This window comes from Collimonas sp. OK307, from assembly GCF_900113705.1.
Taxonomy (GTDB): domain Bacteria; phylum Pseudomonadota; class Gammaproteobacteria; order Burkholderiales; family Burkholderiaceae_D; genus Collimonas.
Genome location: NZ_FOQI01000002.1, coordinates 375,891 through 400,171 on the forward strand (window position 1 = coordinate 375,891; position 24,281 = coordinate 400,171).

Consider the following 24,281-nt stretch of genomic DNA (forward strand, 5'->3'; position numbering starts at 1 on the left):
GTCAATAATTTGCTTCGCAATTTAATAAAAAAAGGATATTTCATGCGTTTTTTTCAAAAAGCCTTGGCTGTCGCTGGTCTTACGTTGAGTTTCGGCCTGCTTGCCGCCAGCGCAAGTGCATCGCCGACTAACCCGGTTGCGGGCGCCGAATACAAAGTTCTCGATAACCCGCAACCTGTCGATTCCGGTCTCGGGAAAAAAGTCGAAGTGACAGAATTTTTCGGGTATTTCTGCCCTCATTGCAATGCGCTCGAACCGACGCTGGAAGCATGGGTAGCAAAGCAAGGCGACAAGATTTCTTTCAAGCGTGTGCCGGTCGATTTCGCTATCGATCCTGCTAATCCGAACCAGCAGCAGCCAAAGTCACCGTACGTACCGCAGAAAAAGCTGTACTACACGCTGGAAGCCATGGGCAAGCTGCCTGAAATGCACGCTAAGGTCTTTGCCGCGATCCACGTACAGCGTCAGCGCCTGGATACAGACAGCGCAGTCGCCGATTTCGCAGTGAAGCAAGGTCTCGATAAAGCCAAATTCCTGGAAGTCTACAATTCGTTCGCGGTGCAAACCAAGGTCACTCGCGCCGTCCAGTTGCAAAATGCCTACAAGGTCGACGGTGTGCCAATGCTGGTGATTGACGGTCGTTACGTAACCTCGCCGTCGATAGTCGGTGCGACTCCTGGCGCTGGCAATAGTGAACCGGAACTGTTCAAGGCGACCTTGCAAGTGATGGATAGCCTGGTGACGAAGGTCGCTGCGACCAAAAAATAAGTCAGCTTAAAAGCAAGCCGACAAGCAAGCTGACCATCACGGTCAGTCGGCAGCAGATCTTGAAAAGTCCGCCTCTCGCAAGAGGGCGGGCTTTTTTATCGACGTAAAGGCACTTCCATGAAACGTGTATTCATCACCGGCGCCTCCAGCGGCATCGGCGCCGCACTGGCGCAATATTATGCAGAGCAGGGCGCAACGCTGGGGCTGGTTGCCCGGCGTCAGGCTGTGCTGGAACAATTGCTGGCGGGCTTGCCGCATCCGGAACGGCATCGCCTGTACGCGCTGGATGTCAATGACCATGTTGCCTTGACTGCTGCTGCCGAGGATTTCATCGCTGCCAGCGACGGTGTCGATGTGGTGATCGCCAGCGCCGGAATTTCACAAGGCACCTTGACCGAGTATGCCGAAGACCAGCAAGTGTTTGAGCAAGTGTTTGCCACCAATGTACTGGCCGCGGTAGCTACCTTTACACCATTTATCGCCACCATGAAACGCCAGGCAAAGGCCGGTCAAACCGGTCTGCGGCTGGTCGGCGTCGGCAGCGTGGCCGGCATTCGCGGTTTGCCGGGAGCCGGCGCCTACAGCGGATCGAAGGCGGCGGTGATCAGTTACTGCGAGTCGCTCCGGGTGGAATTGCGCGCCAGCGGCATCAAGGTGGTCACCATCGTCCCGGGTTATATCGACACGCCGATGACCCAGGTCAATCACTACAAGATGCCGTTCCTGATGCCGGTGCGACAGTTCGCCGCCAAGACCGGCGCTGCGGTCGCGCGCGGCGGCAGCTATCAGGTGATTCCGTGGCAGATGGGTGTAGTCGCCAAGTTATTGCGCCTGTTGCCGAACTGGCTGTACGATCTGGCGTTTTCCAAAGCGCCGCACAAGGCACGCAAAACAACGAACTGATCAGAGCACATGGACTTTCACAATTTTTTCTTATTCGTACTGACGGAATTTGCGCTGTCGGCATCGCCGGGGCCGGCGGTCATGCTGGTGGTTGCCTACGGCATCACGGTGGGCTGGAAGAAGGCGGTTTTCGCCATCTTGGGGATACTGACCGCCAATGCGATCTATTTCACCATTTCGGCGACCGGCCTGGGCGCCTTGATCGTCGCTTCGCATACCTTGTTCAGCGTAGTGAAATGGCTGGGAGTGGCGTATCTGGCGTATCTCGGCTTGTCGGCAATATTCGGCCGGCCTTCGCCGATCACCGCCTCCAAGCTGGATAGCCGCAACGCCTCCGGCTGGAAAATCTGGTTCAGCGGCCTGACGCTGCAACTGGCCAATCCCAAGGCGCTGATTTTCTTCATCGCCATCTTGCCGCAGTTCCTCAATCCGGCCGCTAACATACCGTCGCAAATGATCTGGCTGGCGGCGGGTTCGATTATTCCGGAATGCTTTATCCTGATCGGCTACGCCGCCCTGGCCGGAAAAATGCAAACCATCGCCACCCGACCGAGTTTTGCCCGGATTACCGATCGCGTCGCAGGTAGCCTGATGCTGGCGGTAGCGATGATTGTGGCGGCGATACAGCAGTAGTTCAGCTAGACCGATTCAGCAATACCGAAACGGTAAACCTGATCGGCATCCAGCCGCCGTTTCAGCACACCGTCAAACCACAGCTTGTGCAAGTGCGCCAGCGCTTCGCCCAGCGCGAAAGTCATTTGATGCGCATCCAGCGGCCGCCTGAACATGATCGGCACGATGTCGCTGGCGGACTGCGGCGCCGCCGTGCAGGCTTCCACGACCTCCGCCAGCCGTTCCCCATGATGTTGCTGCAACTGGTCGATACGGATCTGCAAACCGCGAAACGGCTTGCCGTGTGATGGCAGCACCAGCGTTGTGGTTGGCAGCGCGCGGTATTTTTCCAGGGAATCCATATATTGCTGGACAGGGTTCGATTCCGGCTCAATCGCAAACACCGAGACATTGGTCGAAATCCGCGGCAACACCATATCGCCGGAAATCAGCAGATCCAGGTCGGTGCAATGCAGCGCGACGTGTTCTGGTGCGTGGCCGAAGCCGGTGATCACACGCCATTGATGCTGGCCGATGCGTACCTGTTGCTGGTCCGCCAGCCGATGATAGGCTTGGGGCACCGCAGGCACCATGTTCGGATAGTAAGACTTGCGCTGAGATACCTTGGCGATAACCTCGGGATCGTGCATGCCGTGCTGCTGAAAATGTGGCAAGGATGCACTGCCGTCAGCGCCGGGTAGCGCCGCCGACATGATGCGCGCAGAAAGATACTCGCCGCTGCTCATCCATAGCGGCGCTTGCCAACGGTGGCACAGCCAGTCGGCCAGGCCGACGTGATCCGGATGGCAATGGGTGACCAGCACCCGCAATACCGGCAGGCCGCGCAGCTCACTTGCAAAAATGGCATCCCAGGCGGCACGCGTGGCGTCGTTGGCAATCCCGCAATCGACGATAGTCCAGCCGTGCCGGATACCGTCGTCGGTTTCCACGCTGTCTTCCAGCAGCCATAAATTGATGTGGTCCAGTGCAAATGGCAATCCCATCCGCAGCCAGCGCACGCCCGGCGCGACTTCGAGGGTAGCGCCGCTGGCTGGCAAGGTGTCGCCGAATGCATAGCTGAGCTGGGCTTCGAGTGCGTTCATCCTGGATTCTTTCTCTTTTTGTAACTAGTTTTATAGCTAGTAGTTTTTCGGTGTTTTCATTTTCCGCCAGCGCGCCTACAATGTGCTTTACGTTAACGTTAACTGCCATTGTACCTAAACCAGCAATTCTTGTTCTGCCACCCTGAGACCATGTCGACTTACACCATTACTGAACTTGCCCGCGAATTTGACATTACCCCCAGGGCGATCCGTTTTTATGAGGATCAGGGTTTGTTGAGCCCGAAGCGGGACGGCGCCGGCGGCCGCAACCGGGTGTATGCCGCCCGCGAGCGCACGCGTCTGAAGCTGACCTTGCGCGGCAAGCGGCTCGGGCTGACGTTGTCGGAAATCAAGAGCCTGGTCGATATGTACGACTCGCCCAAGGATTCGGCGCCCCAACTGGAACTGTTCCTGGAGGTGTTGGCACGTCACCGCGAACATCTGGAACAGCAGCGCGAAGACATCGAAGTGACCCTGGCAGAAATCAGCGCGCACGAGGATGAGTGCCGCCGCCTGCTGAGCAGCGGCGAGCTGAACGATCACGTCGCACCATGACTAGTAACCGTAAATTCACATGACAGCCAGCTAACTCTAGCTAGCAAAATAACGAAGGAGACAACATGATCCACTTACCCGGCTTGACGTTCGATCACGGCGAAGATATCGACGCATTACGTAGTGCAATCCAGGAATTCGCCGCCGTGGAAATCACGCCTCGCGCCGCAGAAATCGATCGCAACGACCAGTTCCCCATGGATTTATGGAAAAAAATGGGTGATCTGGGCCTGCTCGGAATCACCGCCGAAGAAGAATACGGCGGCAGCGGCATGGGTTACCTGGCGCACATCATCGCCCTGGAAGAAATCTCACGCGCTTCGGCTTCGGTCGGCCTCTCTTACGGCGCTCACTCGAACCTGTGCGTCAACCAGATCAAGCGTAACGGCAGCGCCGAGCAAAAAGCCAAATACCTGCCGAAGCTGATCTCGGGTGACCATATCGGCGCCCTGGCGATGTCCGAGCCGAATGCCGGTTCCGACGTGGTCAGCATGAAATTGCGGGCCGAACTGAAGGGCGACCGCTGGATACTCAACGGCACCAAGATGTGGATCACCAACGGCCCCGATGCGGACGTGCTGGTGGTTTACGCCAAGACCGACCTGGAAGCCGGCGCGCGCGGCATGACCGCCTTTTTGATCGAAAAGAGTTTCAAGGGATTCAGCGTGGCGCAAAAGCTGGACAAGCTCGGCATGCGCGGTTCGCACACCGGCGAGCTGGTGTTCCAGGATTGCGAAGTACCGGTGGAAAATGTGTTGGGCGGACTGGGCAAAGGCGTCAACGTGCTGATGTCCGGCCTGGATTACGAACGCACCGTTCTTTCCGGCGGCCCGCTTGGTATCATGCAAGCATGTATGGATGTAGTCGTCCCCTACGTGCATGACCGCAAGCAGTTTGGCCAGTCCATCGGCGAATTCCAGCTGATGCAGGGCAAACTGGCCGATATGTATTCGACCATGATGGCATGCAAGGCGTATGTGTACGCCGTCGGCCAGGCTTGCGACCGCGCCAAGACACCGGCTGCAGCCCGCGCTCTGCGCAAGGATGCGGCCGGGGCGATCTTGTATTCGGCCGAAAAGGCTACCTGGATGGCAGGCGAGGCAATCCAGGCGCTGGGCGGCAACGGCTACATCAACGAGTATCCGGTAGGACGCCTGTGGCGCGACGCCAAGCTGTATGAAATCGGCGCCGGCACCAGCGAAATCCGCCGTATGCTGATCGGCCGTGAACTGTTTGCGGAAACCTTGTAATTAATTGCATTTTCGAATTGTATTATTAACATAAAGGCAACAGCGTCGAGAACATGACTTCACTGCATATTCACACCGCGTTACTGCGACACCCGCAACTTTCCGTCGCTCTCGACAAGCAAGTTTTGTTGAAGATGGAAAACACCCAGCCGGCCGGCTCATTCAAGCTGCGCGGGATCGGTTTGCTGTGCCAGCGCGCGGTGGCCGGCGGCGCCAGCCTCCTGGTGTGTCCCTCGGGCGGCAATGCGGGCTTTGCGGCGGCGTTTGCCGGTGCGGCGCTGGCCGTCAAGACGACTATCGTGGTACCGGAAACCACCGCAGCAGAAGTTTGCCAGCGCATCCGCGATATCGGCGCCGAGGTGATCGTCCATGGTAGCGTCTGGGATGAAGCAAATCAGCTGGCGTTGAAGCTGTGTGAGCAGCCTGGCAGCGTCTACATTCCACCTTTCGATCATCCTGATATCTGGGACGGCAACGCCACCATGATCGACGAAGCGGTGCTGCAGGCGCGCGAGCTGGGCGTTGATTTCGACGTTGTCATCTGCTCGGTCGGCGGCGGCGGTTTGATGAGCGGCGTGTTGAGCGGTTTGCATCGCAACGGCTTGCAGCATATCCCATTGATCGCAGTAGAAACTGAAGGCGCAGCTTCGCTGAACGCCGCAGTGCGCGCCGGCGAGCTGGTGACCTTGCCGGCGATTACATCGATTGCAGGTACCCTTGCCGCCAAGCGTGTGGCCGCTGAATGTTTTGCCTGGACCAGGCGGCATGAAGTGCACAGCGTAACGGTCAGCGATGCCCAGGCGGTCGCCGCTTCGCTGGCATTTGCCGATCAGATGCGCACGCTGGTAGAGCCGGCATGCGGCGCGGCGCTGGCCGTGGCCTACGAAAAACTGCCGGTGCTGGCGCCGTATCAACGGCCATTGATCGTGGTGTGCGGTGGTATCGGCGTCAGCCTGGCGATGTTGGCTGGCTGGAAGGAACGGTTCTCGCTATGATCCCAAATTCCTCGGTTGACCGCTTACTTTCGCCTGAAAAGCCTGGTAAGTGTGTATGTATCTTCATTCGATAGAGGCCGCCAATTGGATGACGAGCGCTACACGCGCGATTGCACACTTTTCCGACCCTCTGGTGTCGTTGCTCCTCCTAGCGGAATGCAGTCCGCGTCGTCGTCGCGCCTAGCCAGAGGGCCGGAAAAATGCGCACTCACGCGTGTCCAACCGAGGAATCCGGGATGATTACGTCGGCAAACTTTCCAAAATTACTGTCGTCGCAGATCGCATTCGATACTGCGCGCATGATATTGGACGGTTTCGACAAGCATTACCGTTTGTTCCGTGAAGCCAGTGTGCTGGCCAAGCAGCATTTCGAAGACGCCGACTGGAAAACGGCGCAACTCGCCGCGCGCGAGCGGATCGGTTTCTACGACGCGCGGGTGCATGAATGCGTGCAGGCGCTGGAAGACGAATACGACCAAAGCGATCTGACCGACGAGGTCTGGCGCGAGGTGAAGCTGCATTACATCGGCATGCTGACCGATCACAAGCAGCCGGAGCTGGCCGAGACCTTCTTCAACTCGGTCTGCTGCAACATCCTGCATCGCGCCTATTTCCATAACGATTTCATTTTCGTGCGGCCGGCAGTGTCGACTGAATACATCGATACCGATGAAGCCTTGCCTACCTACCGGGTGTACTACCCGTCCAAGGATGGCTTGCACTACACGCTCAAGCGTTTGATTACCAACTTCCAGCTGCAGCGGCCGTTCGCAGACCTGGACCGCGATGTCTCAATGGCAGAAGATCGCATAGCGCAAGCCTTCGGCACCGTCGCGCTGGAGCCGAATCACCAGATCCAGGTGCTGTCGAACCTGTTCTACCGTAACAAGGGCGCTTACGTGGTCGGCAAGATGATCAACGGCCCGCGCGAGTATCCGTTTGTGGTGCCAATCCTGCATGACCGGGATGGCAAGCTGGTGCTGGATGCGGTGCTGTTCGACACCAAGATACTGACGATCCTGTTCTCTTTCACGCGCGCTTATTTCATGGTCGACATGGAAGTGCCGTCAGCCTACGTACAGTTTCTGCGCAGCCTGTTGCCGAACAAGCCGCGTAGTGAAATCTACACCATCCTGGGTTTGCAAAAACTCGGTAAAGCATTGTTTTATCGCGATTTCCTGCGTCATCTGCGGCACTCGTCGGATCATTTTGAGATCGCCCCGGGAATTCGCGGTATGGTGATGGTGGTATTCGCCTTGCCGTCGTTTCCGTATGTGTTCAAGGTCATCAAGGATTATTTCCCGGCGCCGAAGGAAACCACCAACGCGCTGGTCAAGGAAAAATACCTGCTGGTCAAGCATCATGATCGGGTTGGCCGCATGGCCGATACCCTGGAATATTCCAGCGTGGCGTTCCCGCGTGCGCGTTTCTCCGACGAACTGCTAGCCGAGTTGAAGCTGGTAGCGCCGTCGGTAGTCGAAGAAGATGGCGACGAAATAGTCATCAAGCATCTGTATATCGAACGGCGCATGGTGCCGCTGAATATCTATCTGAATAATGCCGAGAAAAACAACGATCAGGCGGCGCTGGAGCATGGCATCACCGAATACGGTAACGCTATCAAGGAACTGGTCGCGGCGAATATCTTTCCTGGCGACATGTTGTACAAAAATTTTGGCGTGACGCGTCACAATCGTGTCGTCTTTTACGACTATGATGAGATTGAATACATTACCGACTGCAATTTCAGGACTATCCCGCAGCCGCGTAATGAGGAAGACGAAATGTCTGCCGAGCCCTGGTATTCCATCGCCAAGAACGATGTCTTTCCGGAACAATTTGGTGTATTTCTTCTCGGAAATCAAAACGTGAAGAAATACTTTATAAAACATCATGCGGATCTATTGACCCAGCAATATTGGCAACAACACAAGCAGCACATTCTCGAGGGGCATTTCGACGATGTGTTCCCGTATCCGCAAGAATGCCGTTTTACCTACGCACAAGGTTGATTGACCGGTAACAGACGCAAGAAATCGAACCATCCGAACCATTTTATTTTTGACCAACCAGGCAGCAAAGCCGTTCTGGCGAATCACAGGGCAATGCCGGTGATTCCTGAAGCGGCTTACAAAGTTGTCGTAATCTGGAGAAGTAACATGAATGACCCAATCGTTATCGTCGGTGCAGCACGTACTCCAATGGGTGCGTTTCAAGGTGATTTTTCGGGATTGACCGCCAGTGATCTGGGCGCCGTGGCGATCAAGGCCGCAGTTGAGCGCGCCGGGCTAAAGCCGGAGCAGGTCGATGGCGTGTTGTTCGGCAATGTATTGCAAGCCGGCCAAGGCCAGGCGCCTGCACGGCAGGCAACCATCAAAGCCGGTTTGCCGGTTTCTACCAATGCCGCCACCATTTCCAAGGTGTGCGGCTCGGCGATGCAAGCCACGATGTTCGCTTTCGATGCCTTGCTGGCAGGGACCAATGAAGTGGTGGTCGCCGGCGGCATGGAGTCGATGACCAATGCGCCTTACCTGATTCCAAAAGGACGCAGCGGCTATCGCATCGGCCACGCCACGATTTTCGACCACATGATGCTGGACGGCCTGGAAGATGCTTACTCCAAGGGTGAAAACGGCGGCGGCCGTTCGATGGGTACTTTCGGTGAAGAATGCGCAGCCAAATACCATTTCAGCCGTGCCGACCAGGACGCGTTTGCGATCGCTTCGGTACAGCGCGCGCAAGCCGCCACTGCCGACGGCTCCTTCAAATGGGAAATCGCGCCGGTGACCGTCACCAGCCGTGCCGGCGAAGTGGTGATCGACAAGGACGAAGGTCCGCAAAAGGCCAAGATCGACAAGATCCCGTCGCTGCGCGCAGCGTTCAAGAAAGACGGCACCATCACGGCGGCTTCGTCGTCCTCCATCAACGACGGCGCCGCAGCACTGGTGCTGATGCGCGAATCGACTGCCAAGAAACTCGGTTGCACGCCGATTGCCCGCATTCTCGGCCATGCCAGCCATTCGCAAGAACCGGAATGGTTCACTACCGCACCGGTAGGCGCGATTGAAAAGCTGTACAAGAAAGTCGGCTGGAAGAGCAGCGACGTCGATCTGTACGAAATCAACGAAGCGTTTGCCGTGGTGCCGATGGCAGCGATGAAAGAACACGATATTCCGCACGACAAGATCAATGTCCACGGCGGCGCTTGTGCTCTCGGCCATCCGATCGGCGCTTCCGGCGCGCGCATTATCGTCACTTTGCTGGGCGCCTTGAAGGCTAAGGGCGGCAAGCGTGGCGTGGCATCGTTGTGCATCGGCGGCGGTGAAGGTACTGCCATCGCAGTCGAACTGGTTTGATGCGTTACAACTAGTCCTTGCAACAAGTTCTGATGTAGTTGAGTAGCAGGCATCAAATGGATCAGCGGTTTTCGCGGAGTTTCGCGAATTCACGCTGATCTTTGTTATAAGCCTCCATAAATTGTGATTTAAACAATTGGATTCGGGAGCCGCTGGAAACCAGAGATTGAGGCGCGCAGTAGGTTTCCAGAGGTTCCCGTCAGACAGGGTATAAGAAGATGGCTTCAGCAATTGATTTCTACTTTGATTTTTCCTCTCCGTATGGTTATTTTGCAGCCACCCGTATCGACGAACTGGCGGCAAAATACAAGCGCGATGTCGAATGGCATCCGATCCTGCTCGGACCGGTATTCAAGACCACCGGCTCGTCACCTTTGCCGCAAGTGCCGATCAAGGGCGATTACTCGTTCCACGATTTCGAGCGCAGCGCGCGGTTTCACGGCATCCCGTACAAACGTCCCGGCGCTTTCCCGATTTCCACCCAGGCAGCGGCACGCGCCGTGCTGTGGGTACGTGGCAAACAAGGTGAAGACAAAGCCATCAAATACGCCAAGCAGATTTACAAAGCTTATTTTGTCGACGGCACGAATATCGCCGAGCCGATGAATCTGCTTGAGATCGGCCATCACAGCGGCATCGAGACCACTGGCCTGAGTGAGGGCATCAACAGCGTGCCTATCAAGAATCAGCTGAAAGCGGAAGTCGATCTGGCGATGGCGCGCGGCGTGTTCGGCTCGCCGTTCATGATTGTCGATGGCGAGCCGTTCTGGGGTTTCGACCGTTTCGACCAACTCGAAGCATTTCTGAGGGATGGCAAGATTTGAAGAATAAGGTTGATGACTGTCCTTGCGGTGGGGGCAATTACGCACAGTGCTGCGGTCGCTACCACAGTGGCAGCGAGGTGGCGCCGACCGCACTGGCGCTGATGCGCTCACGTTACAGCGCCTACGTCATGGACAACGGCGCCTATCTGCAAGCGACCTGGCATCGCAGTACCAGACCGACCGAGCCGATCGTGGCCGAAGCCGGGCTGAAATGGCTGGGCCTTGACGTTCGTAAGCATCAGGCCGACGGTGACAGCGCCATCGTGGAATTTGTAGCGCGTTACAAGATCGGCGGCCGTGCAGAGCGTTTGCACGAAGTAAGTCGCTTTGTGCGCGAGCGTGAACCTGGCGCAGAAGACCAGCCACGCTGGTTTTATGTCGATGGCAGTTTCCCGGAAAAATAAAAATCATTGCGGGAAGCATTAGCAGGTCATAACAGGAGACAAGATCATGAAGCAACTGAATTCCAGCATCGACCGAGGCGGTCAGGATATCCCGCTGATCGAACAGACCATCGGCTGCTTTTTCGACGAGATGGTGGAGCGGGTAGCCGACAATGACGCACTGGTATCGCGTCATCAGCAGATTCGCCTGAGCTATCGGCAAATGCAAAGCCAGGCCAGGCAACTGGCCAGCGCCATGCTCAAGCTCGGGCTGCAGCCGGGCGACCGCATCGGCATCTGGTCGCACAACAATGCCGAGTGGTTGTTGACGCAACTGGCCACGGCCTACGCCGGCGTCGTGCTGGTGAATATCAATCCGGCTTATCGCGTCAGCGAGCTGGAGTATGCGTTGAACAATGTCGGCTGCAAGGCGTTGATTTCAATGACCAGTTTCAAGACCAGCGACTATCTGGACATGATCCGCACGCTGGCGCCTGAACTCGAACACGCCACCGCGGGCAGCTTGAAGGCAGCGCGTTTGCCGACTGTAAAAACCGTGATCCAGCTCGGCAGCGATGCGCAGCCGGGCATGTTGCGCTTTGCCGATTTTATCGCCAGCGGCGACCCGTCCGATCCGCAACTGGCAGAGATCGGCAAGCAATTGCAAGCCAGCGATCCCATCAACATCCAGTTCACCAGCGGCACTACCGGTTTTCCGAAAGGCGCGACACTGACCCATCGCAATATTCTTAACAATGGTTTCTTCATTGGCGAAGCGATGACGCTGACGGCGCAGGACCGACTCTGTATTCCGGTACCTTTGTATCACTGCTTCGGTATGGTACTCGGTAATCTGGCCTGCCTGACGCACGGCGCCACAATCGTCTATCCGAATGACGGCTTCGAGCCGCTGTCGGTACTGCAGGCGGTACAGGAAGAGCGCTGCACCGGTTTGCACGGCGTGCCGACCATGTTCATCGCCGAGCTGGATCATCCGCGCTTTGCCGAATTCGATTTGTCGACACTGCGCACCGGCATCATGGCCGGATCGCCATGCCCGATCGAAGTGATGAAACGCGTGGTGCGCGACATGCATCTGGCGCAGATCACCATCGCCTACGGCATGACCGAAACCAGTCCGGTCAGCTGTCAGAGCATGACCAATACGCCGCTCGAGAAACGGGTTTCCACCGTCGGCCAGGTACAGCCGCACCTGCAGGTAAAGATCATCGATCCGGAATCGGGCGCGATCATGCCCATCGGCAGTTCAGGTGAGTTATGCACACACGGATATTCGGTGATGCACGGTTATTGGGGCGATGCAGAAAAGACGCGCGAAGCTATCGACAGCGAAGGCTGGATGCATACCGGCGATCTGGCGACGATGGATGCTGAAGGCTACGTTAATATCGTCGGCCGCATGAAAGACATGGTGATTCGCGGTGGCGAGAATATCTACCCGCGCGAGATTGAAGAATTCTTATATCGTCATCCGGCGATCCAGGATGTGCAGGTAGTCGGCGTGCCGGATCAGAAATACGGCGAAGAATTATGCGCCTGGATTATCTTGCGCCCCGGGCAAACCGCGGACGAACAAGCCGTGCGTGATTTCTGCCAAGGCCAGATCGCGCATTACAAGGTGCCGCGCTATATCCGTTTTGTCGATGCCTTCCCGATGACGGTGACCGGCAAGATACAGAAATTCAAGATCCGTGAAGCGATGAAGGACGAGTTGAAACTCAACGATATCCACACCGCATAAAGATCGTTCCAAAAGAACGGTTCCAAAAGAATCGTTCCAAAAGGATGATTCAAAATTCTAGACACAAAGGACATCGCAATGCCCCAGTTAGAAAGCAAGCTGAACTCACGTAGCGAAGAATTCCAGGAAAATGCCAGCGCGCTTAATTTGCTGGTGGATGACTTGCGCCAAAAGGTCTCGCAGATCGCCGAGGGTGGTGGCGACGCTGCGCGCAAAAAGCATGTGGCGCGCGGCAAGTTGCTGCCGCGCGAGCGGGTGCAGATGCTGCTTGATCCCGGCACGCCGTTCATGGAATTTTCGCAACTGGCCGCCTATCACGTCTACAAAGACAAGGACGGCAGCGATGCAGCGCCCTCCGCGGGCGTGATCACCGGCATCGGCCGTATCGCGGGACAGGAGTGCGTGGTGGTCTGTAACGATGCAACCGTCAAGGGCGGCACCTACTATCCGCTCAGCGTCAAAAAACATTTGCGCGCGCAGGAGATCGCCGAGCAAAACAATTTGCCTTGCATCTATCTGGTCGATAGCGGCGGCGCCAACTTGCCGAATCAAGATGAAGTGTTCCCGGATCGTGACCATTTCGGCCGCATCTTCTACAACCAGGCCAACCTGTCTGCCAAAGGCATTCCGCAGATCGCGGTGGTGATGGGTTCGTGTACGGCAGGCGGCGCATATGTGCCGGCAATGAGCGACGAGTCGATCATCGTCAAGAACCAGGGCACGATTTTCCTGGCCGGCCCGCCGCTGGTAAAGGCCGCAACCGGCGAAGTGGTAAGCGCCGAAGACCTCGGCGGCGGCGATGTCCACACCCGGCTGTCCGGCGTGGCCGATCATCTGGCGCAAAACGATATGCACGCGTTGTCGCTGGCACGCACTATCGTCTCCAACCTGAATCGCCAGAAACCGCAAGGTCCGCTGCTGCGTCCGGTAGTCGAACCCAGGTATCCGGCGCATGAACTGTATGGCGTGATTCCGCTCGATACCCGCAAGCCTTTCGATGTCCGCGAAGTTATCGCGCGCATCGTCGACGGCAGCGAATTCGACGAATTCAAGGCGCGCTACGGCACCACGCTGATTTGCGGCTTCGCCCATATCTACGGCATGCCGGTCGGCATCGTCGCCAACAACGGTATTCTGTTTTCCGAAGCGGCTGTAAAAGGCACCCACTTCATCGAACTCTGTTCACAACGCAAGATTCCATTGGTGTTCCTGCAAAACATCACCGGCTTCATGGTTGGCCGCCGCTACGAAAACGAAGGCATCGCCCGCAACGGCGCCAAGATGGTGACGGCGGTGGCAACCACTGCCGTACCCAAGCTGACAGTCATCATCGGCGGTAGCTTCGGCGCCGGTAACTACGGCATGTGCGGCCGCGCTTATTCACCGCGCTTCCTGTGGATGTGGCCGAATGCCCGTATCTCGGTGATGGGTGGCGAACAGGCCGCCGGCGTGCTGGCAACCGTCAAGCGCGATGGCATCGAAGGCAAGGGCGGCAGCTGGAGCGCCGAAGAAGAAGAAGCTTTCAAAAAACCGATTCGCGACCAGTACGAACATCAAGGCCATCCGTATTACGCCTCCGCCCGCTTGTGGGACGACGGCGTGATCGATCCGGCCGATACGCGCCGGGTGCTTGGACTGGGTTTGAGCGCAGCCTTGAATGCACCGATTGCGGAAACCAGGTTCGGCGTGTTCCGGATGTAAAACCGGATAGCGAACAGAAAGCCATCATGCGCACAATGACAAAAATATCGGTGACACAAGCTGTGGCGTCTGCATGCCTGTGTCTGTGTGCATGGTGCGCGCAAGCCGCAGATCAGCCCCTGGCCCAGGATTTGAACGAAGCTGTCACCCGCTTGCCGGTCACTGTCAAGAATCTGTACGGCCGGCCCGTCAGCGGCAATGTCATCGTGACGCAATTCAAGCCTGCCGGTACCGGACCGTTTCCGATTGTAATCATCAATCACGGCCGGAGCGGTACCGATCGCTCCAAGCCGCCGCGATTCCGTTACACGCCGCAGGTGCGCTTCTTCATCGAGCGTGGTTTTGCCGTGTTTGTGCCGACCCGGCTGGGTTATGGCGAAGCCGGTGTCGAGCCCGACCCTGAAGATAGCGGCGGCTGCCGCGACAAAGACTACGGGCCGATGGCCGAGGCAGCTAGCAGCGAAGTGCTGGCCGTACTTGATTATGCCAAGCAACAACCATACGTTAATCCAGGGCGGGTGTTGTTAGTGGGCCAATCGGTTGGTGGCTACACCACTACAGCTACCGCAGCCAGGATGCCGCAAGGCTTGGTGGCGGCGATCAATTTTGCCGGCGGCGCCGGCGGTGATCCGGAGGGACATCCAGGAATACCTTGCCAGGGCGCCAAGCTGGAAAGCATGTATGCGCAATTCGGCAAGACCGCCAAGGTGCCGATGCTTTGGGTATACACCCAGAATGACTTGTATTTCGGTCCGCAATACAGCCAGGCATGGTACACCGCGTTTAACAACGCAGGCGGCCAGGCCGAGCTCAAATTACTGCCGCCGTTTGCCAAGAATGGACATTTATTGTTTTCATCCGGCCTCAACATCTGGGAGCCGGTGGTGGCCGATTTTCTGGGACGAAATGGATTTCCTGCGGAGCCGTTGAGTAAATGATGCAACCATATTTTGCACGACTGGCCCGTTACCACGTCTGGGCCACAGACAAATTGCTGACAGATATCGATGCTGTCAGCGAGACTGAGTATCGTCAGGATCGGGGGCTGTATTTTGGCTCTATCCACGGCACGCTTAATCACATGCTGGTGGGTGAGCGGCTCTGGTATGCGCGTTTTGCCGAGGGCGTGTCGCTGAAAATGCCGCTGGAAACTGAGCTGGAAAGCCAGCGCGGCGCGCTTGCCGTGGCGTTGCGAGAGGCAACCGGCCGTTGGGGAGTTTGGCTGGATGCGAATCCAGCGCAAGATTTCGACCGGGATCTACATTACAACAGAGCGTCAGGTGCGCCGGCCATCGCACCGTTTGCGACAACGTTGGGGCATGTGTTCAATCATGGAACCCACCATCGTGGTCAACTCACTGCGGCGCTGACCGCCATGGGCCATGCATGCCCGGAACTGGATCTTATTTATTGGGCCGTAGCAATGCGGCAAGCGGAGATGAACAAGTGACTTATCAGACTTTAGCAATACAACATGCGTCCCAGGTGGCTACTATCGTTCTTAATCGGCCCGACGTACGTAATGCCTTCAATGAGACCATGATTGCCGAAATTACCCACGCTTTTGCCGATTTGGGCAGCAACGCCGAGGTCAGGGCGATTGTGCTGGCGGCAAATGGCGTAGCGTTCTGCGCCGGTGGCGATCTTAACTGGATGAAGGCGATGGCGGATTACACGCCGGAACAGAATCGCGCCGATGCTGCCCAGCTGGCGACCATGTTGCGCACCATTTACCAATGCCCGAAACCGGTGATTGCCAAGGTGCAGGGCGATTGTTATGCCGGCGGACTTGGCCTGGTGGCTGCCTGCGACATCGTGGCGGCGGTCGATACGGCACAGTTTTGCTTGTCGGAAGTGAAGATCGGCTTGATACCGGCAACCATTTCGCCCTATGTGATCAAGGCCATCGGCGAATCGGCTGCGCGCCGCTACTTTATTACCGCAGAACGATTTTCTGCAGAAACTGCGCAAAAGCTCGGCCTGGTGCATGAGATGGTTTCCGCAGAGAAATTGGATGAAAGCGTCAGTTTGTTGCTCAAAGCGTTATTGGCGGCCAGTCCCAACGCTGTCACCGAAGCCAAGCGTCTGGTGCGTGCGATTGCTGGCCAGCCGCTGACGGAAGTGCTGATTGCCGATACGGTCGAAGAGATCGCCAAAATCCGTGCTTCCACCGAAGGGCGGGAGGGCGTGCGCGCCTTCCTGGAGAAGCGCAAACCGTCCTGGCTGCAGTGATCATGCAGTGATTACGCTGTGATCACATACAATCTCGTCCTTGCAGAGATTTAATTGCCGGAAAAGATAGCAAATGATTAATGAAGCATTTTTGAACGACCCTTACCCGGCTTACCACGCGTTGCGTGCCCAAGGCGCGTTGCATTGGAGCCCGGAGTTCTGCGGCGGCGCCTGGCTGCTGACCGGCCACGCCGACGTCGCCAGCGTGTTGCGCGATCCGCGTTTCTCGGTGCGCCGCGCCGGTGGTTGGGCCAATAGCAGCGGCCCGGGGGCGTTGGCCGAACTGCGCGAATTCAAACGGATTTTTTCGCGTTCGCTATTGTTCGTCGATGCGCCGCAGCACACCCGTTTGCGGCAGGTGATGAATGCAGGCTTCAAGCCAGCGGCATTGCAGGAATTGGGACCGCAGATCCAGATGATTGTCGATCGTCTGCTGGACCAGGTGTTGACCAAGGCCGCTGACAGTGGGTCCGGGGAGTTTGCCGAATTCGACTTTATGCGCGATTTCGCCCGTCCCTTGCCAGCGTTGGTAATCGCCGGCATGCTAGGCATCGCGGCCGAAGACCGCAGCGAATTTGTCGCCTGGTCCGACGACATCGCCGCCTTCATCGGCAGCCCGACACCAACGCTGGAGATCGCCCGCGCGGCCCAGGTCAGCCTGATCGCCATGAACGAATATTTCCGCCAGCTGCTGCCGCAGCGTCGCGCAGCGTTGGGCGACGATCTGATGAGTCAGCTGATACGTGCTGAAGCCACAGGCGGCATAATCACCACCAAGGAATTGCTGGCGCAGTGCTGCACGCTGCTGTTCGCCGGCCATGAAACCACGCGTAACCTGCTCGGCAACGGCATGTTGGCGCTGTTGCAGCATCCAGAACAATGGCAGGCACTACAAGGCACGCCGTCGCTGCTGCCGTCCGCCTTAAAAGAATTACTGCGTTTCGACAGCCCGGTGCAATACACCGGCCGCCGGCTCAAGGTCGATGTCGAGATGCACGGCCAGTTGATGAAAAAAGGCGATCTGGTGATCCCGCTGATCGGCGCCGCCAATCGCGATCCCGCCAAGTTCACCGAGCCGGACCGGCTCGACATCGCGCGCAATCAGGGTGCCCATCTGTCCTTCGGTTATGGTCCACATGTCTGCATCGGTGCAACATTGACCTATCTGGAAGCAGAAATCGCGATGCGCAGCGTAATGCAGCGCTTGCCTCAGCTACAACTGGCCGGCGTTACGCAATCATGGGGCGGCAACGCGGTATATCGCAGCCTGAACCGGCTGTCGCTAAAATTTGCGCGGCCGTCGGCGGCAGAACAAGCGACACCGGCAACATCAGCGGAAGCCCAATATGCCTGAGCTGCTGAACCAGATCCGCGAACAGCTGGCTGCGCTGCAAGAGCAGAAGCTGCTACGCAAGCGGCGCATCGTCGACGGTCCGCAGGGACCGTTGCTGGACGTCGAGGGCCGCCAATATCTGTCCTTTTGCAGCAATGATTATCTCGGCCTGGCGAACCATCCTGCGCTGCGTGCCGCAGCGCAGGCGGGGCTTGATCAATACGGCGTCGGCGCCAGTGCATCTGCCTTGATCAGCGGGCACACCAGCGTAGTCGAGGAATTGGAACTGGCGCTGGCAGAATTCGTCGGCATGCCGCGCGCCTTGCATTTTTCGACCGGCTACATGGCGAACATGGGGGCCATCCCGGCACTGGCAGGCCCCGGCGACATCGTATTTTCAGATCGCCTGAATCACGCTTGCCTGATAGATGGCGCGCGCTTGTCGGGCGCGCAGTTCCGCATCTACCCGCATGCCGATGTGGCAAGGCTGGAACAATTGCTGGCCAAGAGCGACCACCCGCGCAAGCTGATCGTTACCGATGCCGTGTTCAGCATGGATGGCGATATCGCTCCGTTGCCTGAACTGCTGGCCCTGTGTGAAAAATACGATGCCTGGCTGCTGGTGGACGATGCCCACGGCTTCGGCGTGCTGGGTCCGCAAGGACGCGGCAGCCTGGCGCATTTCGGATTGAAGTCGCAACGCATCCTGTATATGGGGACCTTGGGTAAAGCGGCCGGAGTGGCAGGCGCCTTCGTCGCCGGCGATGCGCTGTTGATTGAATGGCTGCTGCAGCGGGCGCGCACCTATGTGTTTACTACAGCCAGTCCGCCGATGCTGGCGAGGGCTTTGTTGGCAGCGGTCAAGCTGATGCAGACCGAAGATTGGCGGCAACAGCACTTGCGCGATTTGATTGCGCGGTTGCGCAGCGGGTTGGCCAGTTTGCCTTGGCCTGTGCTGCCGTCGGAGACCCCGGTGCAAGCGTTGATCGTGGAAGACAATCAGCTGGCGCTGGATCTGATGGCAGGCCTGCGCGAGCAAGGCATCTGGGTACCGGCGATCCGACCGCCGACCGTGCCGAAGGACACTGCGCGCTTGCGCATATCGCTGTCGGCGGCGCACAGCATCGAACAAATAGATCAGTTGGTCAGCGCGCTGCACGTGCTGGCTGACAATTATGCCAGGAACAAAATTGCGTAAAAATAGTACAGATACACGTGCACCACAGTCGGATCTGGTTCAGCGTAGCCTGAACAGTGTCTGGCATCCGTGCACCCAAATGCAACACCATGAATCGGTGCCGCTGATCGCGGTCAGCCGCGGCCGTGGCGCGTGGTTGTATGACACCGATGGCAAACGCTATCTGGATGCGATCAGCTCCTGGTGGGTCAACCTGTTCGGCCACGCCAATCCACGTATCAACGCCGCATTGAAGGATCAGCTCGATCAGCTCGAACACGCCATGCTGGCTGGCTTCACACATGAACCGGTAGTGCAGTTGTCGGAACAACTGGCGGCGCGCACCGGCAATGTGCTGGGTCATTGTTTCTATGCTTCCGACGGCGCCTCGGCAGTCGAGATCGCCTTGAAGATGAGTTTCCATGCCTGGCGTAACGCCGGTTACGCCGACAAGCAGGAGTTCGTGTGCCTGAAAGGCAGTTATCACGGCGAAACCATCGGTGCGCTGGCGGTGACCGATGTGCCCCTGTTTCGCGATGCCTATGGTCCCCTGTTGCGCCAGGCGCATGTGGTGGCGTCACCCGATGCGCGTGGCGCACGCGACGGCGAGAGCGCTGCCGATGTCGCCCACCGGGCGGCTGCCACACTGGAAAAATTATTGCAGCAACGTTCCAGTCATATCGCCGCCATCATCATCGAACCGTTGGTGCAATGCGCCACCGGCATGGCGATGCACGATCCGGTTTATCTGCGCGAACTGCGTGCTCTATGCGACCGCTACAAAGTCCATCTGATCTTTGACGAAATTGCCGTCGGCTGTGGCCGTACCGGCACTTTCTTTGCGTCCGAACAGGCGGCTGCGCCGGGAGAGACGCCAATCTGGCCGGACTTCCTGTGTCTGTCGAAAGGCATCAGCGGCGGTTACCTGCCGTTATCGCTGGTAATGACGCGCGATGAAATCTATCAGGCGTTCTACGATAACGACCTGGCGCGCGGTTTCCTGCACTCGCATTCCTACACGGGTAATCCGCTGGCCTGCCGCGCTGCGCTGGCGACACTGGCGATTTTCGAGGAAGACGACGTGATCAACGCCAATCGTCTGCGGGCAGAGCGCATCACTGCGGCGCTGGCGCCATTGGCGCAGCATTCGAAAGTACAGCATTTCCGTCAACGCGGCATGATCTGGGCATTCGATGCCGTCATCGATAACAAAGCGCACGCCGCGACATTTTCACGCCGGTTTTTCAGCAGTGCGGTAGAGCATGAATTGCTGCTGCGGCCGATCGGAAAAACAGTCTACCTGATGCCGCCGTATATTCTCGACGACGAAGAGATCACGTTGCTGGCAACCCGCACCGCCGCGGTTTTCGAAAGCGTGATCGATCATGGCTAACGCTATCGTAAATACCCAAAAGGCCGCGTGGTTTGTCGCCGGCACCGATACGGAAATCGGCAAGACGCTGATCGCCGGCGCTTTGCTGCATGGACTGACTAAAACCGGCGTCCGTAGCGCCGGCATGAAACCGGTCGCCGCCGGCGCCGAGTTGCGCGACGGCGTCTGGCACAACGACGATGCCGATATCCTCGCGGCAGAGGCCAGCGTGAAGCTGCCGCAGGAATTGACCACACCGTTTCTATTACGCCAGCCGACCGCGCCACATATCGCCGCGGCACAAGAAGACCGGACGATTGAGCTAGCGCACATCCTGTCTTGTTATCGACAGATGACGGAGCTGGCCGACGCCGTGGTAGTCGAAGGCGTTGGCGGCTTCCGCGTACCGCTCAACGATACCCACGATACCGCCGACCTGGCGCAGCAGCTCGGCTTGCCTGTAGTGCTGGTGGTCGGTTTGCGACTGGGTTGTATCAGCCACGCACTGTTGACGGTCGAAGCGATTGCCGCGCGCGGCTTGCGGCTGGCTGGCTGGGTCGCCAACACGGTCGACGCCACCATGCTCAATGGCGACGCGAATATCGCCGCATTGAAGAATCGCATCGACGCACCATTTCTCGGGCACGTGCCGCGCATGAACGCATTGCCCGCCAAGGCGCTGGTCGAGGCCGCCGCCAGTCATTTGAATTTTTCCTGTTTGCCGGGTTGGCCTGCGCCATCCGGCAATACACCAAACTCTTAACCGTATTCCCTCAACACAAAGGAAGTCTGATCATGTCATCGCAACCAATTACATTCCAGCCAGCCGCCAAGCCTATGGTGCTGCCAGCCGACGCCAAATGGCCGGTGCAAACCGTGCTGGATCTGTTCAACCTGCCGTTCAACGAACTGATGTTCAAGGCGCAGCAAACGCATCGCGAAAATTTCGACCCGAATGAAGTCGAACTGGCGACACTGTTGTCGATCAAGACCGGCGGCTGCCCGGAAGACTGCGGCTACTGCCCGCAAGCAGCGCGTTACGACACAGGCGTCACCGCACAAAAAATCTTGCCGCTGGATACCGTGCTGGAAGCCGCACGTCAAGCCAAGGCGCATGGCGCAACCCGTTTCTGCATGGGTGCAGCATGGCGAGAACCAAAAGACCGTGACCTGGAAAAAGTCGAAGAAATGGTACGCGAAGTCAAGGCACTGGGCCTGGAAACCTGCGCCACGCTTGGTATGCTTGGCGAAGGCCAGGCTGAACGCCTGAAGGGCGCCGGCCTCGATTACTACAACCACAACCTCGATACCGCACCGGAAATTTACGGTGACATCATCACCACCCGCGATTACCAGAATCGCTTGGATACGCTCGACAGCGTGCGCGGCGCCGGCATCAAGGTTTGCTGCGGCGGTATCGTCGGCATGGGCGAATCACGCCTGCAACGTGCCGGCCTGGTGGCGCAACTGGCGAATCTGGAACCGTATCCGGAATCGGTGCCGGTGAACAATCTGGTGCAAGTCGAAGGTACACCGTTGCACGGCATCGACCCGATCGACCTGTTTGAATTCGTGCGTACCGTGGCCGTGGCCCGCATCACCATGCCGAAGGCGCGGGTGCGTTTGTCCGCAGGCCGCCGGCAAATGGGTGAAGCGATCCAGTCCCTGTGTTTCCTGGCTGGCGCCAACTCGATTTTCTACGGCGACAAGCTACTCACCACCGGCAATCCGGAAGTGGCAGAAGACCGTGCCCTGCTGGAAAAACTCGGCATGCATTCGCGTTCATCGACATTCGATGCACGTTGTGAAGTTACCGCCGACAGCAATACCCAACCGCAATAAATAATATTAATGGGGGAGACAGCATGTTTACCAAGATACTGATTGCCAATCGCGGCGAGATTGCTTGCCGCGTGGCAGCTACCGCACGGCGCATGGGTATCAAGACCGTGGCCGTGTATTCGGATGCCGATGCCGGCGCCAAGCACGTTGCGGTATGCGATGAAGCGGTGTTGATCGGTCCGGCCGCGGCCAAGGAAAGCTATCTGCGTGCCGACAAGATCATTGAAGTGGCCTTGGCTACCGGTGCGCAGGCTATCCACCCGGGCTATGGTTTCTTGTCAGAAAACGCGCAGTTTGCCCAAGCTTGCGCCAAGGCCGGTCTGGTATTTATTGGCCCGCCTGCTAGCGCAATATCGGCGATGGGATCGAAGTCGGCGGCCAAAGAGTTGATGGAAAAAGCCCAGGTGCCGTTGGTGCCTGGTTATCACGGCGAGAACCAGGATGCCGACTTCCTGCAGCAGCAAGCCGACAAGATCACTTATCCAGTGCTGCTGAAAGCCAGTGCCGGCGGTGGCGGCAAGGGCATGCGCATCGTCGAGCAAAGCGCCGATTTCAAGGCAGCGCTGGCCTCCTGCAAACGCGAAGCGATCAACAGCTTTGGCGATGACAAGGTGCTGGTCGAACGTTACCTGACGCGCCCGCGTCACATCGAGATCCAGGTGTTTGCCGATACCCAGGGCGATTGCGTCTATCTGTTCGAGCGCGATTGCTCGGTACAGCGGCGCCATCAGAAAGTGCTGGAAGAAGCACCGGCGCCGGGCATGACGCCGGAACGCCGGCGCGCCATGGGCGAAGCCGCGGTAGCCGCAGCCAAGGCAGTCGGTTATGTCGGTGCCGGTACGGTGGAATTCATCGCCAACCAGGACGGTTCTTTCTACTTCATGGAAATGAACACCCGCCTGCAGGTAGAACATCCTGTGACTGAAATGATTACAGGCCTTGATCTGGTCGAATGGCAGTTGCGGGTAGCTTCAGGCGAACCGCTGCCGCTCAAGCAAGAACAACTCAAACTGAGCGGCCATGCACTGGAAGCCCGTATTTACGCTGAAAATCCGGACAAAGGATTCCTGCCGTCGATAGGCACGTTACGCCATCTACGCACGCCGGCTGCAACCGAATTCGAGGTCACCCAATCCGGGGCCAGCATCGTCCGGATCGATTCCGGCGTGCGTCAAGGCGATGCGATTTCACCTTTCTACGATCCGATGATCGCCAAGCTGATCGTCTGGGGCCAGGACCGGCAACAAGCACTGGCTGCGATGGCAACGGCGCTGGCGCAATACCAGATCGTCGGCCTTGCCAGCAACGTCAAATTCCTGCAGCGCCTGATTGCCGGTAAGCCGTTCTCCGAAGCGGATCTGGATACCGGCCTGATTGAACGGCATCACGATACCTTGTTTCCTCCTGCGACTCCGGTGGCGATCGAGGTATTCGCGTTGGCGGCGGCATCGTTGCTGCTATCGGAGCGTAATGCCACCAACAACGCCGGCAGCGATCCATGGACCAACACTGATGGCTGGCGCCTGAACGGCAGCCTGCAACGCCGACTCGCATTTGTCGACGACGGCCAGGCCAGTCCGCTCGACGTTACCTACGAGGCAGGCCGCTGGTTGCTGCATCATGAGCAATTCGGCGCCCAGACGTTCAAGCAGATGACCGTATTGGAACAAGACGGCAATGCCATCGAAATCAGCCTCGGCGACAGAACCGTAGCCGGCACCGTAGTGCGCGAAGGCGAGCAGTTCCACGTGTTTTACGCCGGCAGCCAGTACACGCTGGGCTATGTCGATCCGCTGCTGCACGCCGGCGACACCGAAGCCGAAGGCGGCCGCCTCACGGCACCAATGCCAGGCAAGATCGTCGCGCTGTTGGTAACCCAAGGCGAACAGGTAAAAAAAGGCGCACCATTACTGATTATGGAAGCCATGAAAATGGAGCATACAATCGCCGCCCCCGCCGATGGCCTGGTCGAAGAGTTGTTATACGCAGTAGGCGATCAAGTAAGCGAATCCGCCCAATTGCTAGTCTTTAAGACGGCTTAAAGAATCGCAGAACTAGTTAAATGGGGTCAGAGTTTTTTTTCGCGTTTTTTGCGAAAATTACTCTGACCCCA

General features: G+C 57.8%; 22 protein-coding genes. 21 read left to right on the top strand and 1 reads right to left on the bottom strand.

Annotated features, from left to right (window positions below):
* Positions 1-42: 42 nt before the first annotated feature.
* The 3 genes from BM205_RS05405 (at position 43) to BM205_RS05415 (ending at position 2,304) form a co-directional block, all read left to right on the top strand.
* The gene (locus tag BM205_RS05405; RefSeq protein WP_092413274.1) at positions 43-768 is read left to right on the top strand and encodes a thiol:disulfide interchange protein DsbA/DsbL; all 726 of its coding nucleotides are present in this window, start codon (positions 43-45) and stop codon (positions 766-768) included.
* A 117-nt stretch (positions 769-885) separates the two neighbouring features.
* Entirely contained in the window at positions 886-1,671 is a 786-nt protein-coding gene (locus BM205_RS05410) for an SDR family oxidoreductase (protein ID WP_092413276.1), read from the top strand.
* A gap of 9 nt (positions 1,672-1,680) precedes the next feature.
* Positions 1,681-2,304, top strand: coding sequence for a LysE family translocator (locus BM205_RS05415; protein WP_092413278.1), 624 nt, complete (start codon positions 1,681-1,683; stop codon positions 2,302-2,304).
* Between the two features lie 5 nt (positions 2,305-2,309).
* Here BM205_RS05415 and BM205_RS05420 read toward each other — a convergent pair whose 3' ends face one another.
* On the bottom strand, positions 2,310-3,386 hold the full coding sequence (locus tag BM205_RS05420; protein WP_092413280.1) for an MBL fold metallo-hydrolase: 1,077 nt from the start codon (positions 3,384-3,386) through the stop codon (positions 2,310-2,312).
* Positions 3,387-3,536: 150 nt separating this feature from the next.
* On the opposite strand from BM205_RS05420, the gene BM205_RS05425 reads away from it, so the two are divergent.
* From BM205_RS05425 to BM205_RS05510, 18 genes are all read left to right on the top strand, one after another.
* A complete protein-coding gene (locus tag BM205_RS05425; protein ID WP_092413282.1) occupies positions 3,537-3,941 on the top strand; it encodes a MerR family transcriptional regulator in 405 nt (134 codons plus the stop codon).
* A gap of 65 nt (positions 3,942-4,006) precedes the next feature.
* Positions 4,007-5,191 (top strand): isovaleryl-CoA dehydrogenase, encoded by a 1,185-nt coding sequence (locus tag BM205_RS05430; RefSeq protein ID WP_092413284.1) that lies wholly within the window; start codon positions 4,007-4,009, stop codon positions 5,189-5,191.
* A 53-nt stretch (positions 5,192-5,244) separates the two neighbouring features.
* Positions 5,245-6,186 (top strand): pyridoxal-phosphate dependent enzyme, encoded by a 942-nt coding sequence (locus BM205_RS05435; protein WP_092413286.1) that lies wholly within the window; start codon positions 5,245-5,247, stop codon positions 6,184-6,186.
* Positions 6,187-6,422: 236 nt separating this feature from the next.
* Positions 6,423-8,198, top strand: a complete 1,776-nt coding sequence (aceK, locus tag BM205_RS05440; RefSeq protein ID WP_254783750.1) for a bifunctional isocitrate dehydrogenase kinase/phosphatase — start codon at positions 6,423-6,425, stop codon at positions 8,196-8,198.
* A gap of 147 nt (positions 8,199-8,345) precedes the next feature.
* Complete coding sequence (locus tag BM205_RS05445) at positions 8,346-9,542, top strand: acetyl-CoA C-acetyltransferase (protein ID WP_092413288.1); 1,197 nt, start codon at positions 8,346-8,348, stop codon at positions 9,540-9,542.
* Positions 9,543-9,760: 218 nt separating this feature from the next.
* Positions 9,761-10,366, top strand: a complete 606-nt coding sequence (locus BM205_RS05450) for a 2-hydroxychromene-2-carboxylate isomerase (RefSeq protein ID WP_092413289.1) — start codon at positions 9,761-9,763, stop codon at positions 10,364-10,366.
* On the top strand, positions 10,363-10,770 hold the full coding sequence (locus tag BM205_RS05455) for a YchJ family protein (protein WP_254783751.1): 408 nt from the start codon (positions 10,363-10,365) through the stop codon (positions 10,768-10,770). Before BM205_RS05450 ends, BM205_RS05455 begins: the two co-directional genes overlap by 4 nt.
* 46 nt (positions 10,771-10,816) lie before the next feature.
* Complete coding sequence (locus BM205_RS05460) at positions 10,817-12,511, top strand: AMP-binding protein (protein WP_092413292.1); 1,695 nt, start codon at positions 10,817-10,819, stop codon at positions 12,509-12,511.
* A 78-nt stretch (positions 12,512-12,589) separates the two neighbouring features.
* On the top strand, positions 12,590-14,212 hold the full coding sequence (locus tag BM205_RS05465) for a carboxyl transferase domain-containing protein (protein ID WP_092413294.1): 1,623 nt from the start codon (positions 12,590-12,592) through the stop codon (positions 14,210-14,212).
* Positions 14,213-14,238: 26 nt separating this feature from the next.
* Positions 14,239-15,150, top strand: a complete 912-nt coding sequence (locus tag BM205_RS05470) for an alpha/beta hydrolase family protein (RefSeq protein ID WP_254783752.1) — start codon at positions 14,239-14,241, stop codon at positions 15,148-15,150.
* Positions 15,147-15,662, top strand: a complete 516-nt coding sequence (locus tag BM205_RS05475) for a DinB family protein (protein WP_092413295.1) — start codon at positions 15,147-15,149, stop codon at positions 15,660-15,662. Before BM205_RS05470 ends, BM205_RS05475 begins: the two co-directional genes overlap by 4 nt.
* Positions 15,659-16,444, top strand: coding sequence for an enoyl-CoA hydratase/isomerase family protein (locus tag BM205_RS05480; protein ID WP_092413297.1), 786 nt, complete (start codon positions 15,659-15,661; stop codon positions 16,442-16,444). Before BM205_RS05475 ends, BM205_RS05480 begins: the two co-directional genes overlap by 4 nt.
* Before the next feature lie 73 nt (positions 16,445-16,517).
* Positions 16,518-17,798: a cytochrome P450 gene (locus tag BM205_RS05485; RefSeq protein WP_092413299.1), complete on the top strand. Its 1,281-nt coding sequence runs from the start codon at positions 16,518-16,520 to the stop codon at positions 17,796-17,798.
* On the top strand, positions 17,791-18,975 hold the full coding sequence (bioF, locus tag BM205_RS05490) for an 8-amino-7-oxononanoate synthase (RefSeq protein ID WP_092413301.1): 1,185 nt from the start codon (positions 17,791-17,793) through the stop codon (positions 18,973-18,975). Before BM205_RS05485 ends, bioF begins: the two co-directional genes overlap by 8 nt.
* The gene (gene bioA, locus BM205_RS05495) at positions 18,953-20,347 is read left to right on the top strand and encodes an adenosylmethionine--8-amino-7-oxononanoate transaminase (RefSeq protein WP_092413303.1); all 1,395 of its coding nucleotides are present in this window, start codon (positions 18,953-18,955) and stop codon (positions 20,345-20,347) included. Before bioF ends, bioA begins: the two co-directional genes overlap by 23 nt.
* Entirely contained in the window at positions 20,340-21,089 is a 750-nt protein-coding gene (gene bioD, locus BM205_RS05500) for a dethiobiotin synthase (RefSeq protein ID WP_092413305.1), read from the top strand. The genes bioA and bioD overlap by 8 nt, the downstream gene beginning before the upstream one ends.
* A 32-nt stretch (positions 21,090-21,121) precedes the next feature.
* Positions 21,122-22,168 (top strand): biotin synthase BioB, encoded by a 1,047-nt coding sequence (gene bioB / locus BM205_RS05505; protein WP_092413307.1) that lies wholly within the window; start codon positions 21,122-21,124, stop codon positions 22,166-22,168.
* 23 nt (positions 22,169-22,191) lie between these two features.
* Positions 22,192-24,210 carry an acetyl/propionyl/methylcrotonyl-CoA carboxylase subunit alpha gene (locus BM205_RS05510; RefSeq protein ID WP_092413309.1) on the top strand — a complete coding sequence of 673 codons (2,019 nt, stop codon included), beginning with the start codon at positions 22,192-22,194 and terminating at the stop codon, positions 24,208-24,210.
* Positions 24,211-24,281 lie beyond the last annotated feature (71 nt).

Coding starts and splice junctions, on each gene's coding strand:
- BM205_RS05420 (WP_092413280.1), bottom strand. CDS start 3,386: ATGAACGCACTCGAAGCCCAGCTCAGCTATGCATTCGGCGACACCTTG.
- BM205_RS05405 (WP_092413274.1), top strand. CDS start 43: ATGCGTTTTTTTCAAAAAGCCTTGGCTGTCGCTGGTCTTACGTTGAGT.
- BM205_RS05460 (WP_092413292.1), top strand. CDS start 10,817: ATGAAGCAACTGAATTCCAGCATCGACCGAGGCGGTCAGGATATCCCG.
- BM205_RS05435 (WP_092413286.1), top strand. CDS start 5,245: ATGACTTCACTGCATATTCACACCGCGTTACTGCGACACCCGCAACTT.
- aceK (WP_254783750.1), top strand. CDS start 6,423: ATGATTACGTCGGCAAACTTTCCAAAATTACTGTCGTCGCAGATCGCA.
- bioF (WP_092413301.1), top strand. CDS start 17,791: ATGCCTGAGCTGCTGAACCAGATCCGCGAACAGCTGGCTGCGCTGCAA.
- bioD (WP_092413305.1), top strand. CDS start 20,340: ATGGCTAACGCTATCGTAAATACCCAAAAGGCCGCGTGGTTTGTCGCC.
- BM205_RS05450 (WP_092413289.1), top strand. CDS start 9,761: ATGGCTTCAGCAATTGATTTCTACTTTGATTTTTCCTCTCCGTATGGT.
- BM205_RS05425 (WP_092413282.1), top strand. CDS start 3,537: ATGTCGACTTACACCATTACTGAACTTGCCCGCGAATTTGACATTACC.
- BM205_RS05430 (WP_092413284.1), top strand. CDS start 4,007: ATGATCCACTTACCCGGCTTGACGTTCGATCACGGCGAAGATATCGAC.
- BM205_RS05415 (WP_092413278.1), top strand. CDS start 1,681: ATGGACTTTCACAATTTTTTCTTATTCGTACTGACGGAATTTGCGCTG.
- BM205_RS05475 (WP_092413295.1), top strand. CDS start 15,147: ATGATGCAACCATATTTTGCACGACTGGCCCGTTACCACGTCTGGGCC.
- bioB (WP_092413307.1), top strand. CDS start 21,122: ATGTCATCGCAACCAATTACATTCCAGCCAGCCGCCAAGCCTATGGTG.
- bioA (WP_092413303.1), top strand. CDS start 18,953: ATGCCAGGAACAAAATTGCGTAAAAATAGTACAGATACACGTGCACCA.
- BM205_RS05470 (WP_254783752.1), top strand. CDS start 14,239: ATGCGCACAATGACAAAAATATCGGTGACACAAGCTGTGGCGTCTGCA.
- BM205_RS05485 (WP_092413299.1), top strand. CDS start 16,518: ATGATTAATGAAGCATTTTTGAACGACCCTTACCCGGCTTACCACGCG.
- BM205_RS05410 (WP_092413276.1), top strand. CDS start 886: ATGAAACGTGTATTCATCACCGGCGCCTCCAGCGGCATCGGCGCCGCA.
- BM205_RS05465 (WP_092413294.1), top strand. CDS start 12,590: ATGCCCCAGTTAGAAAGCAAGCTGAACTCACGTAGCGAAGAATTCCAG.
- BM205_RS05445 (WP_092413288.1), top strand. CDS start 8,346: ATGAATGACCCAATCGTTATCGTCGGTGCAGCACGTACTCCAATGGGT.
- BM205_RS05510 (WP_092413309.1), top strand. CDS start 22,192: ATGTTTACCAAGATACTGATTGCCAATCGCGGCGAGATTGCTTGCCGC.